Origin of the sequence: Pseudomonas oryzagri (assembly GCF_020831405.1) — a bacterium.
Lineage (GTDB): Bacteria > Pseudomonadota > Gammaproteobacteria > Pseudomonadales > Pseudomonadaceae > Geopseudomonas > Geopseudomonas oryzagri.
Window position 1 is genome coordinate 1 of record NZ_JAJHPU010000042.1, and the last position, 15,957, is coordinate 15,957.

Annotated in this window: 13 protein-coding genes; 1 reads left to right on the top strand and 12 read right to left on the bottom strand. The window is 68.9% G+C overall.

The genetic code is table 11. From position 1 onward, the window contains the following. Window positions 1-461: 461 nt before the first annotated feature. The 12 genes from LMJ29_RS15085 to LMJ29_RS15140 form a co-directional block, all read right to left on the bottom strand. The gene (locus LMJ29_RS15085) at window positions 462-2,045 is read right to left on the bottom strand and encodes an amidase (protein ID WP_229606343.1); all 1,584 of its coding nucleotides are present in this window, start codon (window positions 2,043-2,045) and stop codon (window positions 462-464) included. Between the two features lie 195 nt (window positions 2,046-2,240). After that, window positions 2,241-3,032 carry an SDR family NAD(P)-dependent oxidoreductase gene (locus LMJ29_RS15090; RefSeq protein WP_229606344.1) on the bottom strand — a complete coding sequence of 264 codons (792 nt, stop codon included), beginning with the start codon at window positions 3,030-3,032 and terminating at the stop codon, window positions 2,241-2,243. Window positions 3,033-3,173: 141 nt separating this feature from the next. Then, window positions 3,174-4,550 carry a DUF1329 domain-containing protein gene (locus LMJ29_RS15095; RefSeq protein ID WP_264758923.1) on the bottom strand — a complete coding sequence of 459 codons (1,377 nt, stop codon included), beginning with the start codon at window positions 4,548-4,550 and terminating at the stop codon, window positions 3,174-3,176. A 220-nt stretch (window positions 4,551-4,770) separates the two neighbouring features. Continuing rightward, on the bottom strand, window positions 4,771-6,459 hold the full coding sequence (locus LMJ29_RS15100) for a class I adenylate-forming enzyme family protein (RefSeq protein WP_229606346.1): 1,689 nt from the start codon (window positions 6,457-6,459) through the stop codon (window positions 4,771-4,773). A gap of 15 nt (window positions 6,460-6,474) precedes the next feature. Next, a complete protein-coding gene (locus LMJ29_RS15105) occupies window positions 6,475-7,629 on the bottom strand; it encodes an acyl-CoA dehydrogenase family protein (RefSeq protein WP_229606347.1) in 1,155 nt (384 codons plus the stop codon). 10 nt (window positions 7,630-7,639) lie between these two features. Further along, a complete protein-coding gene (locus tag LMJ29_RS15110) occupies window positions 7,640-8,830 on the bottom strand; it encodes an acyl-CoA dehydrogenase family protein (RefSeq protein WP_229606348.1) in 1,191 nt (396 codons plus the stop codon). A 209-nt stretch (window positions 8,831-9,039) separates the two neighbouring features. After that, window positions 9,040-10,206, bottom strand: a complete 1,167-nt coding sequence (locus LMJ29_RS15115) for an acyl-CoA dehydrogenase family protein (RefSeq protein WP_229606349.1) — start codon at window positions 10,204-10,206, stop codon at window positions 9,040-9,042. A 10-nt stretch (window positions 10,207-10,216) separates the two neighbouring features. Next, entirely contained in the window at window positions 10,217-11,392 is a 1,176-nt protein-coding gene (locus LMJ29_RS15120; RefSeq protein ID WP_229606350.1) for a lipid-transfer protein, read from the bottom strand. A 19-nt stretch (window positions 11,393-11,411) separates the two neighbouring features. Further along, complete coding sequence (locus LMJ29_RS15125; protein ID WP_229606351.1) at window positions 11,412-11,831, bottom strand: MaoC family dehydratase; 420 nt, start codon at window positions 11,829-11,831, stop codon at window positions 11,412-11,414. Beyond that, on the bottom strand, window positions 11,803-12,936 hold the full coding sequence (locus LMJ29_RS15130) for an acyl-CoA dehydrogenase family protein (RefSeq protein WP_229606352.1): 1,134 nt from the start codon (window positions 12,934-12,936) through the stop codon (window positions 11,803-11,805). Before LMJ29_RS15130 ends, LMJ29_RS15125 begins: the two co-directional genes overlap by 29 nt. Before the next feature lie 10 nt (window positions 12,937-12,946). Further along, window positions 12,947-13,906, bottom strand: a complete 960-nt coding sequence (locus tag LMJ29_RS15135; RefSeq protein ID WP_377655666.1) for a bifunctional MaoC family dehydratase N-terminal/OB-fold nucleic acid binding domain-containing protein — start codon at window positions 13,904-13,906, stop codon at window positions 12,947-12,949. Window positions 13,907-13,980: 74 nt separating this feature from the next. Beyond that, window positions 13,981-14,763, bottom strand: a complete 783-nt coding sequence (locus LMJ29_RS15140; RefSeq protein WP_229606354.1) for an SDR family oxidoreductase — start codon at window positions 14,761-14,763, stop codon at window positions 13,981-13,983. A gap of 139 nt (window positions 14,764-14,902) precedes the next feature. Between LMJ29_RS15140 and LMJ29_RS15145 the strand changes: the two genes are divergently transcribed. Next, entirely contained in the window at window positions 14,903-15,688 is a 786-nt protein-coding gene (locus tag LMJ29_RS15145; RefSeq protein ID WP_229606355.1) for an enoyl-CoA hydratase, read from the top strand. The last annotated feature ends 269 nt before the right edge of the window (window positions 15,689-15,957 follow it).

Here is a 15,957-nt window from a genome sequence, read left to right on the forward strand (position 1 = left end):
TCAAACTCTTCAGTTCAATACTGATCGGGTTTTGAGAAAACCCTAAACTTGGCTCAGCAATCGCAAAAAAACTCTCGAATTCACGAGTGTTGCTTGTGATGCTGATAATCTTGCGATCCTCAGTCTTGCCTCACAAGCACCCACACGAATTGCTTGATTCAACTTGTTAAAGAGCGTTTCGATCGCCAACTCAGCTTGTCGCTGAGTCTCAACCGAGGCCGCGCATTCTACAGCGGCTTTTCGTTTCGTCAAGCGTTGATTTCAGAAAATTTATCTTCAAAATCAATCGCTTATGCTTTGCCGGTGAACAACCACGGCTAAGCAGGGCCGCGAATAATACAGCCATTCCGGCCATTGTCAACACTGGAACATAGAAATTTCAGGCAGCCCCCGAAAGCAGGCGCGCCACAAGGGCGCGCAAAGCGTCGCCCATGGCCGGGCGGCGCTGGCAGCAGCGATCCTCAGATCGCCGCCCTTCTCCCCTGCCACGGCCGCTCGCGCTCCAGCTGGCCGGCCAGCCGATACAACAGCCCCTCCCCGCCCAGCCGCGCGGTGAACATCATGCCCACCGGCAGGCCGCTCGCGCTCCAGCCGGATGGCACCGACATGGCCGGTTGGCCGCTGACGTTGGCGACCACGGTAAAGGCGGCGCTGCCCATGGCGGCCTGAGCGTAGCTCTCGTACGGCTGGTCGAGGCTGAGCCTGCCCAGTTCGGGCGTCAGCGTGGCGGTAACCGGCGAGAGGATCACATCGAAACGCTCGAACAGCGTCTCCATCGCCAGGCTGATCTCCTCGAACGAGCGGCGGGCGCGGTACAGGCCCTCGCCGGTCACGGTCCGGGCGCGCTCGATCACCTTGTGGGTGACCTTTTCCAGGTCGGCCTCGCCGGCCGCCCGGCCGAGCAGTTGCTCGCGGTCGCGGATGGAGCTCAGCAGGGCCGTGCCGGTGACCGCGCCGTGGGCGCCGAACACCTGCTGCGGCTGCACCGGCAGCGGGATCTGCTCGATCTCGTGGCCGAGCGACAGCAGCAGCTTGACCGTCTCGTCGAGCACCCGGCGAACGTCGGCGTCCAGCGCCACGCCGGTCAGCGACTGGTCGAGCAGCGCCACGCGCAGCTTGCCCGGATCGCGGCCGACCTCGTCGACGAAGGGCCGCTCCAGTGGCGGCAGCCAGTAGGGACTGCCCGGCTCGTGGCCCTGGCCGACGTCGAGCAGCAGCGCCGAGTCGCGCACGCTGCGCGATACCACGTGGGCGACACTGGCGCCGAACCAGCCTTCGAAACGCCCCGGGCCGCTGGGCGTGCGGTAACGACTGGGCTTCATGCCGAACACGCCGCAGTAGGACGCCGGGATGCGGATCGAGCCGCCGCCGTCGGTGGCATGGGCGGCCGGAACGATGCCGGCGGCCACCGCGGCGGCCGCGCCACCCGAGGAGCCGCCGACGCTGTGCGCCAGGTTCCAGGGGTTGCGGGTCTGCCCCCAGAGCAGCGATTCGGTGGTGGTGGTGAGGCCGAACTCGGGTACCGCGGTCTTGCCGAAGGTCACCGCGCCGGCCGCTTCGTAGCGGGCCGCCAGGGTGCTGGTGTGTGGCGCGGGCGCGGCGTCCTTGAAGAAGCGCGAACCGTTGGTGGTCGAGGTGCCGGCCAGGTAGGTATTGAGGTCCTTGAGCAGGAAAGGTACGCCGGCCAGCGCGCCCTCGCGGGCCAGCCCCTGGCCGCTGCGCGCGGCGAGCAGGCGCCGGGCGTAGTCGTCGTGGCGCATGATCACGGCATTGACCTTGGGGTTGACCGCATCGCAGCGCGCCAGCGCGGCGGCCAGCAGCTCCTCGGGACTGATCGCGCCGCGGCGCACCTGCTCGGCCATCGCCGTGGCGTCCAGTTCGAGGTACTCGCCCTGCGACAGCCCGCTGGCGGCGAAGCCGAAACGCGGCAATAGACTGGCGCCGGCGAGGATCGCGCCGGCCTTGAGCAGTTGCCGGCGCTGCAGTTGCAGTCCGTCGCCAGCCTCGATCTGTTGATGCCCCTGCGGGCCACCCGCCTTTTCCATGATTCTCGCCTCTTCTAATAATTGTGTTTAGCTCGGTTGCCGGGGCCGCGACGCAAGGCATCGGCGCGGTGAGTTCATTCGCCAGCGCGGCCCTGTCAGGCGAATGAATTCGCCCCTACAGCGCCCCGCAGTTCATCGTCGTTCGCGCAAATCGATTCGCCCAAAATACTCCGCCAGGGCGAATGGATTGCGCGGTCAGTCTTTCAGTTGTGGCGCCCAGGCCACGCCGTTGATATGCGCGCCGCCGTCGACGTACAGGGTGTTGCCGGTCAGGTAGCGGGCGTCGTCGCTGGCCAGGAAGGCGGCCACCGGGCCGATGTCGTCGAGCGGATCGCCGACCCGGCCCATCGGGTTGGTGGCGGCGATGGCTGTGGCGTTGTCCGGATTGGCGGCCGCGAACTTGCGATAGGCCTCGCTGACCGCGCCGGGACAGATCACATTGCAGCACACCTGCTCGGCGGCCCATTCGCGGGCGGCGCTGCGGGTCAGGGTGCGCAGGGCCTCCTTGGCGGCGTTGTAGTCGGCCGTATAGAGGTGGGCGTTGACGCCGTTGAGCGAGCACAGGTTGATGATGCGCCCGCCGCCGACCTTCCTGAACTCCGGCAGTGCCGCCTGCATGGCCCAGAAGGCGGCCATCACCGCCATGTCGAAGGCGCCGCGCAGGCGCTCGTCGCTGAGCGTCTCCAGGCGCGCGAAGCCCGAGCCGCGCCAGGCATTGTTGACCAGGATGTCCAGGCGGCCGAAGCGTTCGACGGCGGCGGCGACCATGGCCTGCACCTGCTGTTTGTCGGTCACGTCGACGGGCTGGAAGGCGGCGTCGACGCCCCAGGTGTCGCGCAGCCAGGCCACGGTTTCGGCGCCGGCCTGCTCGTCGATTTCCGCCACCAGCACCTTGGCGCCTTCGCGCGCCAGCGCCCCGGCGATGCCGCGACCGATGCCCATGCCGGCGCCGGTGACGATGGCGACCTTGTCCTGCAGCTTGCCCATCCCTCTCTCCTTCGTGATGACGGCACGTACGAAAAGTCCGCCGGAAAGCGCGGCAGTCCTGCGGACCCTTCGTGGCGATTCTCGACAAAAAAGAGCCGCCCGCCCGAGGGCGAGCGGCCAAACGGAGCGACTCGTTGAGCCTCAGCGGCCCTGGGCGCGGATGGCGTCGGCCGTGTACATGGTGGGGACGAACTTGCCCTCGTTGAGGATCGGCCCGCGCTTGGACTCGTTGGTCAGGGTGTAGCCGACGTACTGGCCGGAGTTGAGGTCGTGGTAGAAGGACGAGCCGGCCTGCCAGGCGCTCATGTCCGGGTGGTAGTAGTAGTTGATGAAGGCGAACTTCCACAGCTCGCCGCGGGAGTCGTAGTTGTCCGCCATCACCGCGTTCCAGGTGTCCTCGTCGACGAACATCACGCGCTTGCTGTACAGGTGGCGGAAGCCTTCCTTGATGGTCGCCTCCAGCACCCAGACGCGGCGCAGCTCGTGGCGCATGACATCGGGATTGGGGTGGTTGGGGGTGAGGATGTCGGCGTACTTGATCGCGCCGCTGTTGGCCTTGAAGGTGTTGGCGGGCACGTACATCTCGCGCTTGCCCAGCAGCTTCCAGTTGTAGCGCTCGGGGGAGCCGTTGAACAGGCGGTCCTCGTCGATGATCATGGTGCCGTTGGTGCCGATCATCGGCTGGTCGAAGCCGTAGCCCGGCAGCTGGCGTACGCGGCGGGTGCCCGGGTTGTAGGTCCAGGCCTGGCGGTCGCTGGTGACGAAGTTGTAGGGCTCGTGGGCGATGTTCATGGTGCCCTTCTCACGCTGCGGCGAGAGGGTGGTGTTCCAGCTCATCGCCTGCATGCCGGTGGCGGTGTCCGGCTCGACCTTGGGATCGTTGGCCTGCGACAGGTTGCGCTGCCAGGTGCGGCCCCAGGCGATCTTGCCGTTGGGCAGCACGCTGGCGATGTCGCGGATGTTGTCCTCGGTGAAGGCGCGCACCGGCAGCTGGTGGTTCCACAGCACTTCCATGGCGCTCTTGGGGATCGGGAACGGCACCTGGCCGAGGCCCTTGACGCCCATGCCGTCGTTCTCGATCTCGGCGGTCAGCGCGTTCTTCTTCGCGCGCTCGCAGACGTAGTCCGGGTAGCGGTAATCGCGGTGCCCCGGGTAGACGTTGATCTTGTAGGTTTCCGGATAGCGCTTGAACAGCGCCTTCTGGCCTTCGCTCAGGCGCTCGGCGTACTGCGCCATGTTCTGCGCGGTGATCACCAGCACCGGCTTCTCGTTGGCATAGGGATCGACCGGCTGGCTGCCGGAGTACTTCACGTGGTTCCAGCCGGGCACCTCGCCCAGATACTTGCCGGTGAAGGGGGGGATGCTGCCGTCCGCGTTGCCCGCACGCTCGGCACCGGTGCAGGTGAGCTCCTTGCCGAGTTTGGCAGCCTCCTCGGGGCTTACCTTGGCATGGGCGCTGGCGATCAGGCCTGCATTGATCGCCAGCGCTACCGCTAGCACAACACCTTTTCTGTTCATTGTTGTAGGTCTCCGATGGGGTGGTCCGGCAATCGAGCCGTGGCCCATGTTTCCCAATGGGGCTTCTCCAACTCATCGTCCGTCAGGACTAGAAAAAATCGCGTCCGTCGGGAGTTCGCGTGCGCTGTTGCGGCGACGGAAAAACGCCAACGCCCGCACCCGAGACTTCCGGGGAAGCTCGGGTGCGGGCGCTATGGGGAACGCGTCTAAAACGGCAGTTCTAGGCCAGGAAGCGGCGCACGAAGTCCTCGCGCAGTTCGCGCTTGAGCAGCTTGCCGGACGCGTTGCGCGGCAGCTCTGCGTGTTGTACCTGCAGGTGCTCGGGGACCTTGAAGGCCGCCAGGTGCGCGGCCAGGTGCGCGTGCAGCGTCACCTCGTCCACCCCGCTGCCCTCGCGTACCCGCGCCACCAGCGCCACCGCCTCGCCCATGCGCTCGTCCGGCACGGCGAAGGCCGCCGCCTCGATCACCCCGTCCAGGCCGCTGGCGCAGGCCTCGACCTCGGCGGCGGCGATCTTCTCGCCGCCGCGGTTGATCAGGTCCTTGAGGCGGTCGGTGATGCGCAGGAAGCCCTCCTCGTCCACGCAGCCGACGTCGCCGGTGGCCAGCCAACCATCGTGCAACGCCTCGGCGGTCGCGTCGGGCTGGTCCCAGTAGCCGCTCATCAGGGTCGGCGAGCGCAGCCAGATCTGCCCTTCCACGCCGGGCGCCGGCGGCGCATCGGGCGCATCGCCGATGCGCACCTCGACGATCGGCAGTGGCCAGCCGACGCAGGCCGGCTTGTAGACGAACTGGTCGCCACCGATGGCCGCGGCCACGCCGTTGGTTTCGGTCATGCCGTAGCCGCTGCCGCCGATCAGGCTCGGCTTGATCTCGGTGAGGGTCGCCAAGAGGCCCGGCGTCGCCGCCGCGCCGCCCAGTCCCAGGCCGAACAGGCTGGCGGTGGCTGGGCTGGCGAAGCGCGGCGCGGCCAGGAGCTGCTGCATCATCGCCGGCGAGCCGCTGAACTGGGTGCAGCGCTCGCGCTCGATCAGGTCGATGGCCCGTTCGGCGTCCCACTTGTACATCAGTACCAGGCGCCGACCGCTGCGCAGGGCCAGCAGGAACTGCGCGTGCAGGCCGCTGACGTGGAACAGCGGCACCGCCATCAGCGAGGTCGGCGCGAAGCCGCTGTCCAGCAGCGCGCGGATGCGCGTCGGCGAACTCATGGCGGCGAAGGCGCCCTGGAACTCGAAGGCGGCCAGCGCCTGGCACACCGCGCCGTGGGTGGACAGCACGCCCTTGGGCTTGCTGGTGGTGCCGGAGGTGTAGAGGATCAGCAGCGGGTCGCCGGCCTGGAACGCCAGCGGCGGCAGCGGCGCCACGTCCTCGGCGAGCAGCGCGGCGTAGTCGTGCACCCGCGCGCCCTGCTCCCCCGCGTCGACCGCGATGGCCTGCAGGTCGAGCGGCGCGAGGTCATCGGCGAGCAGCGCCAGGCGCTGCGCGTCGCACAACAGCACGCATGCGCCGCTGTCCTCCAGGCCGTGCAGCAGCTCCTCGCGCTGGCCCCAGCTGTTCAGCGGCACCACGATGGCGCCGCTGGCCACCGCGGCGACGAAGGACACCAGCCAGGCCGGCTGGTTGCGCATGGCGATGGCCACCCGGTCGCCCTTGTGCACGCCGAAGCGGCTGCGCAGCTGCGCGGCCAGGCGGTCGACCTGGGCGAAGAACTCGGCGAAGGTCAGCCGCTCTGCCTCCCAGACCACGAACTCGCGCTCGCCGTGCGCGCGCCCGGCGTTCAGCGCGGTGAGCAGGTCCGGCTGCGCGTTGCGGAAGGCACGCGGGCCGCCGTCACCGGCGCTGGTTACCTCGTAGGGCGAGCCGGGGCCGATCAGTTGCCGCCAGGCGCCCTGCCAGTTTTCCACGGTCATGACAGTCTCCCGTTCTCAGGCCTTGGTGCTGAGCAGCACGCCATAGCGCTGGCAGTGGTAGTCGGCATCGCCCAGGCAGGCCTGGGCGACGCGGATGCGCTTGAGGTACAGGCCGACGTCCAGCTCGTCGGTGACGCCGATGCCGCCGTGCATCTGCACCGCCTCGTTGCTCACCTTGTCGGCGGCCTGACCGGCCTTCCACTTGGCCAGGCTGGCCAGACGGGCACGCTCGGCGGCGGACAGGCTGGCGTCGTCGAGCGCGGCGAGACCGGCCATCACCGCGCTGCGCGCCAGCGCCAGCTCGACGTACAGGCGCGCGGCGCGGTGCTGCAGGGCCTGGAACGAGCCGATGGGCGCGTCGAACTGCACGCGGGTCTTCAGGTAGTCGAGGGTGGTGGCGAACAGCGTCTCGGCGGCGCCGAGCAGCTCACTGGCCAGGCACACGCGGCCGCGATCCAGCGCGGTTTCCAGCACGGCCAGCGCGCCATCGGCCTCGCCGACCAGCGCATCCGCGCCAACCAGCACGCCATCGAACTGCAGGCGCGCGCAGTTGCGCGAGTCGATCAGCGCCGCCGGGCGCACGGTGAGCCCCGGCGTGCCGGCCTCGACCAGCAGCAGGCTGAGACCGGCGGCCTCGCCCTTCTGGCCGGCGGTGCGCGCCACCACCAGGTAGCCATCGGCCTGCACGCCGTCGACCACGAACAGCTTGGCGCCGGACAGCCGCCAGCCGCTCTCGCAGCGCTCGGCGTGCAGCTCGGTGGCCAGCGGGTCGTGGCGGCCGCCTTCGTCGATAGCCAGGGCCAGGCGCTTGTCGCCTCCGATCAGCGCCGGCAGCCAGCGCTCCTGCTGCGCGGCACTGCCGGCCAGCTGCAGCAGCGAGCCGGCCAGCACCACGCTGGACAGCAGCGGGCTGGCGCTAAGGTTGCGGCCGATCTGCTCGAACAGCGGGCCGAGGCTCTGGCAGCCGAAGTCCAGGCCGCCGAAATCCTCGGGGAACGGGATGGCGCTCCAGCCCAGGCCGACGATTTCGCCCCACAGGGCGGCGTCGAAGCCGAGCGGCGCGCCTTCGTCGCGCAGGCGGCGCTGCGCGGCCACCGGGCTGCGCGCGGCGAGGAACTCGCGCGCGGTGTCGGCCAGCAGCCGTTGTTCTTGGTTGAAAATCAGGCTCATGGCGTGTTCCTCACTTGGCGTCCGGCAGGCCGAGGACCCGCTTGGCGATGACATTGAGCTGCACCTCGGAGGCGCCGCCGGCGATGGTCAGGGCGAATCCGTTCAGCCAGGCCTTGGTGATCGCCAGCTCCTCGCCGCTGAAGGCGTCGCCTTCCCAGCCCAGGGCGTGATAGCCGAGGGCGTCGAGGAGGATCTCGAACTTGTCGCGATCCTGCTCGCTGTGCACCAGCTTCATGATCGCCATCAGCCCGGAAATGTCCTGGCCGCTGCGCGCCTCCTCGCCCATGCGCTGCACGGTGAGGGCGTAGGCGTGCTCGTCCATCGCACAGGCCAGCGCGCGGGCGCGCAGGGCCTGGTCGGCGACGCTGCGCGGCTCGGGCAGGTAGCGCTCGACCAGCGGCAGCAGGTGAAAGTGGTTCGGCAGGCTGGTCTCGCCGAACTTGGACATGGCCTTGCGCTCGTGCTGCAGCAGGCTCTTGCCCAGCGTCCAGCCGCCGTTGAGCGGGCCGATCAGCTGGCTCTTGGGCACCTTGACGTTGTCGAAGAACACCTGGCAGAACGCCGACTTGCCGCTGATCAGGTCGATCGGGCTGACGCTGATGCCGGGCGAGCGCATGTCCAGCACGATCAGGCTGATGCCCAGGTGCTTGGGCGCGTGCGGATCGGTGCGCACCAGCGCGTACATCCAGTCGGACTTGTCGCCGTAGGAGGTCCAGATCTTGGTGCCGTTGACCACGAAGTGGTCGCCCTCGTCGCGGGCGCTGGTCTTCAGGCTGGCGAGGTCCGAGCCGGCGTTGGGCTCGGAGAAGCCCTGGCACCAGCGGATCTCGCCGCGCGCCATGGGCGTGAGCAGCGCGCGCTTCTGCTCTTCGCTGCCGAATTCGAGCAGCACCGGGCCGAGCATCCAGATCCCCAGGTTGATCTGCGCCGGCCGGCACTTGAGGCGGCGCAGCTCGCTTTCCAGCACCGCGACCTGCTCGGGCGACAGCCCGCCGCCGCCGTACTCGACCGGCCAGTCCGGGCAGAACCAGCCCTTGTCGCGCATGCGCTCGAACCACAGGCGCTGGTCTTCGCCGGGGAATTCGACCTTGCTGCCGCCCCACACCAGCTCGCCCTCGGGCGTCGGCGTGCGCAGCGAGAGCGGGCAGTTGGCTTCGAGCCAGGCCCGCGTTTCCTGGCGGAAATCGTCGATTGCGCTCATCTCTTGTTGTCCTTCTGTCGTACGTCGGGGGCTGTCGCAAGGCGGCCCCCGACGGGCAATGTAACGGAGTTCGCCACGGGAGGTATCTCCGGGCAGTGCACTCGGGCATTCGCATGGGGCCCATTTGCCGACCTGTAGGGGCGAATTCATTCGCCCCTACAGTGGATCGGGCCCGGAAGCCCGTCATGCAATTGCCCGTGCGCCTGCCCTCAGCGGGCGCGCGGCATGCCCAGGCCGAACTGGGCGATCAGCTCGCGCTGGATCTCGTTGGTGCCGCCGCCGAAGGTGAGGGTCACCGAGGCGCGCACTTCGTAGTCCAGCTCACCGTGCAGCAGGGAGGCCGCCGAGCCTTCGCGGATCAGGCCGTTGGCACCGACGATCTCCGACAGCCGACGGAGGATCTCGATGGCCGACTCGGAGCCGTAGACCTTGGTGGTCGAGGCCAGCGCCGGCCCCATCTGCCCGCGTTCGAGGTCGGCGGCGATGCGGAAGTTGATCAGCCGCATGGCTTCCAGACGCGCGTAGCACTCGGCCAGCGCGCTGCGTACCCAGCCGTGGTCGACCGCGCGGCGACCCTGCTCGTCGGCGCTCCTGGCCCACAGGTAGACGCGGCGGAACAGCCCGGCGACCTTGTCCGACCAGGAGCCCAGGCCCAGGCGCTCGTGGTTGAGCTGGGCGGTGATCAGCTTCCAACCGCCGTTCAGCTCGCCCACCAGCATGTCGGCCGGCACTTTCACGTTGTCGTAGTAGGTGGCTGCGGTCGGGTTGCTGCAGGTCGGGATCACCGTGGTCGAGAAGCCCGGCAGCTTGGTGTCGAGGATCAGGATCGACACGCCCTTGTGGCGCGGGCGCTCCGGGTCGGTGCGCGCGGCCAGCCAGATGTAGTCGGCCGCCTCGGCGCCGGAGGTCCACAATTTGTTGCCGTTGACCACGAAATGGTCGCCCTCCGGGCGCGCGGTGGTCTTCAGCATGGCCAGGTCGGAACCGGCGTCCGGCTCGGAGTAGCCGATGGCGAAGATGATCTCGCCGGCGGCGATGCCGGGCAGGAACTTCTCCTTCTGCGCCGCGCTGCCGTGCTCCATCAGCGCCGGTCCCACCGTGCTGATGGTGACGAAGGGCAGCGGCGCGCCGGCGATGTTGGCTTCCTCGAAGAAGATCAGCTGCTCGGTGGCCGCGTAGCCCTGGCCGCCGTGCGCCTTCGGCCAGCCGACCGCCAGCCAGCCGTCGCGGCCCATCTGGCGGATGGTCTGGCGGTACAGGTCGCCGCCTTCCTTGCCGCGCAGCTCGCTGCGCAGCTCCGGGGTCATCAGGTTCTGGAAGTAGTCCCGCACCTTGAGGCGCAGGGCGTGTTGCTCGGGAGTCAGGTCGACGAACATGTTGCGCTCCTCAGGCCGCGCCCAGGATCAGGCCACTGGTGGGCACGCCGGTGCCGGCGGTGACCAGCACGTTCTGCGCGCCGGCCACCTGGTTGACCGAGGTGCCGCGCACCTGGCGCACGCCCTCGGCCACGCCGTTCATGCCGTGGATGTAGGCCTCGCCGAGCTGGCCGCCGTGGGTGTTGATCGGCAGGCTGCCGCTGCGGGCATGCAGGCCGTCGCGGATGAAGTCCTTGGCCTCGCCGCGCTTGCAGAAGCCGAACTCCTCCAGCTGCGGCAGCACGAACGGGGTGAAGTGGTCGTAGATCACCGCGGTCTGCAGGTCCTGCGGGCCGAGGCCGGACTGCGCGTACAGCTCGCGGGCCACCACGCCCATCTCCGGCAGACCGGTGATGTCCTGGCGGTAGAACGAGGTCATGCTCTGCTGGCCTTCGGCGATGCCCTGCGAGGCGCCCTTGATGATCACCGGCTTCTGCTTGAGGTCGCGGGCGCGCTCGGCCGAGGTGATGACCATGGCCACCGCGCCGTCGGACTCCTGGCAGCAGTCGAGCAGGTGCAGCGGCTCGCAGATCCAGCGCGAGGCCTGGTGCTCCTCGAGGGTGATCGGCTTGCCGTAGAAGAATGCCGCCGGGTTGGTGGCGGCGAAGTCGCGCACCGCCACGGCGACGCGGCCGAAGTCCTCGCTGGTGGCACCGTAGGTGTGCATGTAGCGCTGGGCGAACATGCCGACCCAGGCCGCCGGGGTGTGGAAGCCGTGCGGCATGTACCAGCCGTAGTTGACCGCGTCGAAGATCGGCGCGCCGCCGAAGTCGTGCGGCTTGCCGAAGCGGTACCAGGAGCGCTCGTTCATCGCCCGGTACACCACCACCACCTTGGCCACGCCGGTGGCCACGGCCATCGCCGCGTGCATCAGCGGCGCGCAGGCGCCGCCGCCGCCGTGGGGGATCTGCGAGAAGAACTTGACGTTCTTGCAGCCGAGCAGGCGCGCCACCTCGTACTCGGGCACGTTGTCCATGGTGTAGGAGCTGAAGCCCTCCACCTCGGACGGGTCGATGCCGGCGTCGGCCAGCGCGCCCAGGGTGGCTTCCATGGCCAGGCGCAGCTCGGTGCGCCCGGAGTTCTTGGAGAATTCGGTCGCGCCGAGGCCGACGATGGCCGCGCGTCCGGAAATCGAATTGCTGGTCATATCCTGTCTCTCCTGCGCCTTACGGCAGCACCAGCGTGGCCGTGCCGGTCACGTGGTTGCCCATGGAGTTCTTGCCCTTCAGCGTCACCTGCACGGTGCGGCTGGCCTCGTCGCGACCGCTCACCTCGCCGGTGAAGGTCATGGTGTCGCCCGGATAGTTGGGCGCGCCCAGCTTGATCTTGAGGTCGGCGAAGCGCGCCGCGGGGCCGGCCCACTCCTCCACGTAGCGCTGCGCCAGGCCGCTGGTGGTGAGGATGTTCATGAACACGTGCGGCGAGCCCAGCTCGCGCGCGGCGTCCTTGTCGTGGTGGCCGGGGAAGTAGTCGCGGGTGGCGATGGCGCCGGCGGTGATCAACTGCACGGTGATCGGGATCGCCAGCTCCGGTAGCGCCTGGCCGGGGAGCACTTCGTCAAATGCCTTGGTTTTCTTCGAGGTCATATTTCCATCCCAGCTTGTCGTTGTTGGCCAGCCAGTCGCCGAGGCGCTCGAGGGTCGCGGCGCTGCCGCCGAGGGTGATGCCCAGGGCGCGGCTCCAGTAGAGGTAGCGGTGGATCGGGTAGGTCAGGTCGACGCCGATGCCGCCGTGCACGTGTTGCGCCTTGTGGCCGACCAGGTGGCCGGCCTCGCAGGCGAGGTATTTGGTGGCCAGCGCCTCGGAGGTCGCCGGCAGGCCGGCGTCGAGACGCCAGACCAGCTGCCAGAGCGCCGAGCGCAGCGCTTCGACGGCGATGTGCGCGTCGGCCATGCTCATCTGCACCGCCTGGAAGCTGCCGATGGCGCGGTCGAACTGGCGGCGCTCGTTGACGTACTCCACGGTGCGGCGGATCTGCTCGGCGGAAACGCCCAGCTGCAGGGCGGCCAACGCGGCGATGGCGCGGCTTTCCAGCCAGTCCAGCGCGGCGACCGGCAGCAGCGCGTCGCTCGGCACCACCACGGCATCGAAGCGCAGGTCGGCGACCGCCTCGCCCTGGGCGAACACCCCCGCCGTCTTGGCGATGCCGGCGACGCGCAGGTCGACCAGCAGCAGGCGCGGCGCGCCGCATACGTTGGCCAACAGCAGCGCCTGGCAGACGTTGGCGCCCAGCGGCACGGCGCTCACCGTGCCGTCCAGTCGCCAGCCGCCTTCGACTTCGCTGGCGTGCAGCGCGATGCCACGGGCGTTGGCCAGGCCGTCCAGCGCCAGGGTCAGCAGGCGCTGGCTCTCGGCGGCGGCCTGCACGGTTTCGGCGCTGCTGCCTGCGGCGAATCTGGCCAGGGTCGCGGCGGCCAGCTGGTGGCGCCACAGCGGCACCTGGCCGAGCGCGCGGCCCTGGGCTTCCAGCACCAGCATCAGCTCGGTCATGCCCAGGCCGCTGCCGCCGAAGTCCTCGGGGATGGCCAGGGCGTGCAGGCCGGTCTCCACGCAGCTCTGCCACAGGCCGGCCATGAACGGCTCGCCGGCGCCGTCGAAGGCGCGCAGGCGGTCGTCCGTGCAGTAGTCGGCGAACAGGCTGCCGGCCATCTCGGCGATGGCGCGCTGTTCCTCGTTCAGTTCGAAGTCCATGGTCCGCTCCTCACTGCGCCACCGGCCGGAACAGCGGCAGGATCAGTTCGTCGTCGAAGGTGTGGAACTCGACCTGCACGGCCTGGCCGATGGCCAGCTCGTCGCGCTTGACGCCGACCAGGCCGGCGGTCAGGCGCACGCCCTCCTCCAGCTCGATCAGGCCGATCGGGTTCGGGTAGTCGAATGGCGGCACTTCCGGGTAGTGCATGACCACGAAGGAATAGATCGTGCCCTTGCCGGAGGACTGCACGCTGTCCCAGTCGAAGGAATGGCAGCTGGAACACACCGGCGCCGGCGGATGGCGCAGGGTGTTGCAGGCGGTGCAGCGCTGGATCAGCAGCTTGCCCTCGGCGCAGCCTTCCCAGAAGAAGCGGGTGTCGTCGCTGATGCCGGGCTTGGGCCGCTTGAATTTCGGCACGGCGGGGGCGCTGTCGCCCTCGGCGGCCGGCTTGACCGGGTTGGCCGGGCGGAACTTGAACACGCGGAACAGCAGCTGGCCGACCTGCTCGTCGCCTTCGGGCTTCTCGGAGAAGAAGCTCATCTTCAGGGTGACGAAGTAGCCGGTGCCCAGCGCGGTGGTCTTCTCGTCACCCACCGCGTCCAGGCGGGTGGTGTAGTAGAGCTTCTCGCCGAGTTTCACGTAACGGTCGAAGCTCAGGTCCGAGTTGACCGCCACCACCGAGGCGAAGCCGTTGGCTTCGAGCAGCTTGAGCACCTCGTAGGGGTTCTCGTCGGTGGAGCCCGGCGCATAGTTGTTCATGTGCAGGCCTTCCAGGCACCAGGCCTGCAGCATGGCCGGCGGTGCGACCAGGCCGCCGTGCTCGCTGCTGGCGGCATAGTCGGCGTCGAGGTACAGCGGGTTGTCGATGCCCATGACCTCGCACCACTGGCGGATCATCGGCGCGTTGACCGCGTCCCAGGCGTAGACGCGACCGTACTCGCGCCCCACCATGGCCCGCACGGCGGGCATGAATTCTTGTTCGGCCAAGATGTTCTCCTCGGAGTTGAGGGCGCCCCGCCGCGCGGCGGGCGCGCCGGCTTCGGTCATTGATGGGCGGAATTGGCTGCGGCGAGGAAGGCGGGACTTTCCCCGCCCCCGTGCAGCAGGAGGTTGCAGCCGCTGGCGTAACCGGCCAGCGGCGAGGCGATGTACAGGCAGGCGTTGCCGATGTCCTCGGGGCTGGCCATGCGCCCGGCCGGGATGGTGGCGGCGACCGCGGCGATGCCCGCCTCGTCGCCGTAGTGCAGGTGCGCCTGCTCGGTGCGCACCAGGCCCGGGCTGACGGTGACCACGCGCACCTTCGGCGCCCACTCCACCGCCAGCGAGGTCACCAGCGCCAGCACGCCGGCCTTGGCCGCGCCGTAGGCGGCGGTGCCCGGCGAGGGACGCAGGGCGCTGATGCTGCCGATGAACACGATCACCCCGCCCTGCTCCTGGCGCTGCATCAGCCGGTTGGCGTGCTGGGCGACGTTGAGCGGGGCGATCAGGTTGAGGCGAATGATGCCCTCGTGGTAGCGCGGCGAAGCCTCGGCGGCCAGCACGTGCGGACTGCCGCCGGCGTTGTTGACCAGCACGTCGAGACGCCCGCAGCGCTCCTCGATCACCGCGAACAGGGTGGCCAGCGAGTCGGCGTCGCGCACGTCGGCGGCGAGGAATTCGGCCTGGCGGCCGTCGGCTTGCGGCAATGTCTCCGGGGCGTTGCGACCGCACACCAGCACGCGGGCGCCAGCGGCGAGAAAGCTCTGCGCGATACTGGCGCCGATGCCCTTGGTACCGCCGGTGACCAGCACCACCTTGCCGGTGAAATCGAGGTTCTGAGTGGCCATTGCAGGCTCCTTTCATGGCTGCATGGCTTCACTCTAGGGACTGGCCTTCGCCGAACTCGTCGTTCAAATGGACGATGAGTGAGGGCGGCGTACCTGCGAACAATGCGGCCATCCCTCCTGCCTTATAGAGAGGTCGCGCATGGCCGCCGACAACCTCCTCCCCGTGCTTCTCGACTTCCCCGCCGAAGGGGTCGCGCGCCTGCGCCTGAACCGCCCGCAGGCCACCAACGCCCTGAGCCTGGAGCTGCAGGCGCTGCTCTCCCGCCACTTCGCCGAGCTGGGCGAGGATCCTGCGGTGCGCTGCATCGTGCTGACCGGCGGCGACAAGGTGTTCGCCGCCGGCGGCGACATCACCAGCATGGCCGGGGTCGGTCCCATCGACATCTACCAGCGGCATACCGAGCGGGTCTGGGCGCCGATCCAGCACTGCCCCAAGCCGGTGATCGCCGCGGTGTGCGGCTACGCCTACGGCGGCGGCTGCGAACTGGCGATGCACGCCGACATCATCGTCGCCGGGCGCGGCGCCAAGTTCTGCCAGCCGGAAATCCGCATCGGCATCATGCCCGGCATCGGCGGCACCCAGCGCCTGGTGCGCGCGGTGGGCAAGGCCAAGGCGATGCGCATGGCGCTCACCGGCGCGCCGATCAGCGCCGAGGAAGCGTGGGTCGCCGGGCTGGTCAGCGAACTGGTCGACGACGCCGAGGTGCAGGAGCGCGCCCTGGAGATGGCCCGCGACATCGCCGCCATGCCGCCGCTGGCCGCCGAGCAGATCAAGGAGGTGATCCTCGCCGGCATGGACGCCTCGCTGGAGGCGGGCCTCGCCCTGGAGCGCAAGGCCAACGCCCTGCTGTTCGCCTCGCGCGACCAGAAGGAAGGCATGCAGGCGTTCATCGACAAGCGCAAGCCGCGCTTCGAGGGGCGTTGAGGCCTGGCGGATTCATTCGCCTTGCCGGGAATCTTGGCGAAAAAATTGCCCCTACAGGGAGTTGGGGCGATACACCGGCACGGTAGGGGCGCACTCATTCGCCCTTGCACCGGATCACAGACCTTCGGCCGCCGCTCGACTCTCCGCGCCCACTCCTGTAAATATCGCCCGCTCGCTTCGCGAACCGGCTGTTCGAGCCGATTCACCCGCCCGGCATGGATGCTTTCGGTCTCCAGGTAATTGGATTCGACCAGATCCTCTGCAGTCTA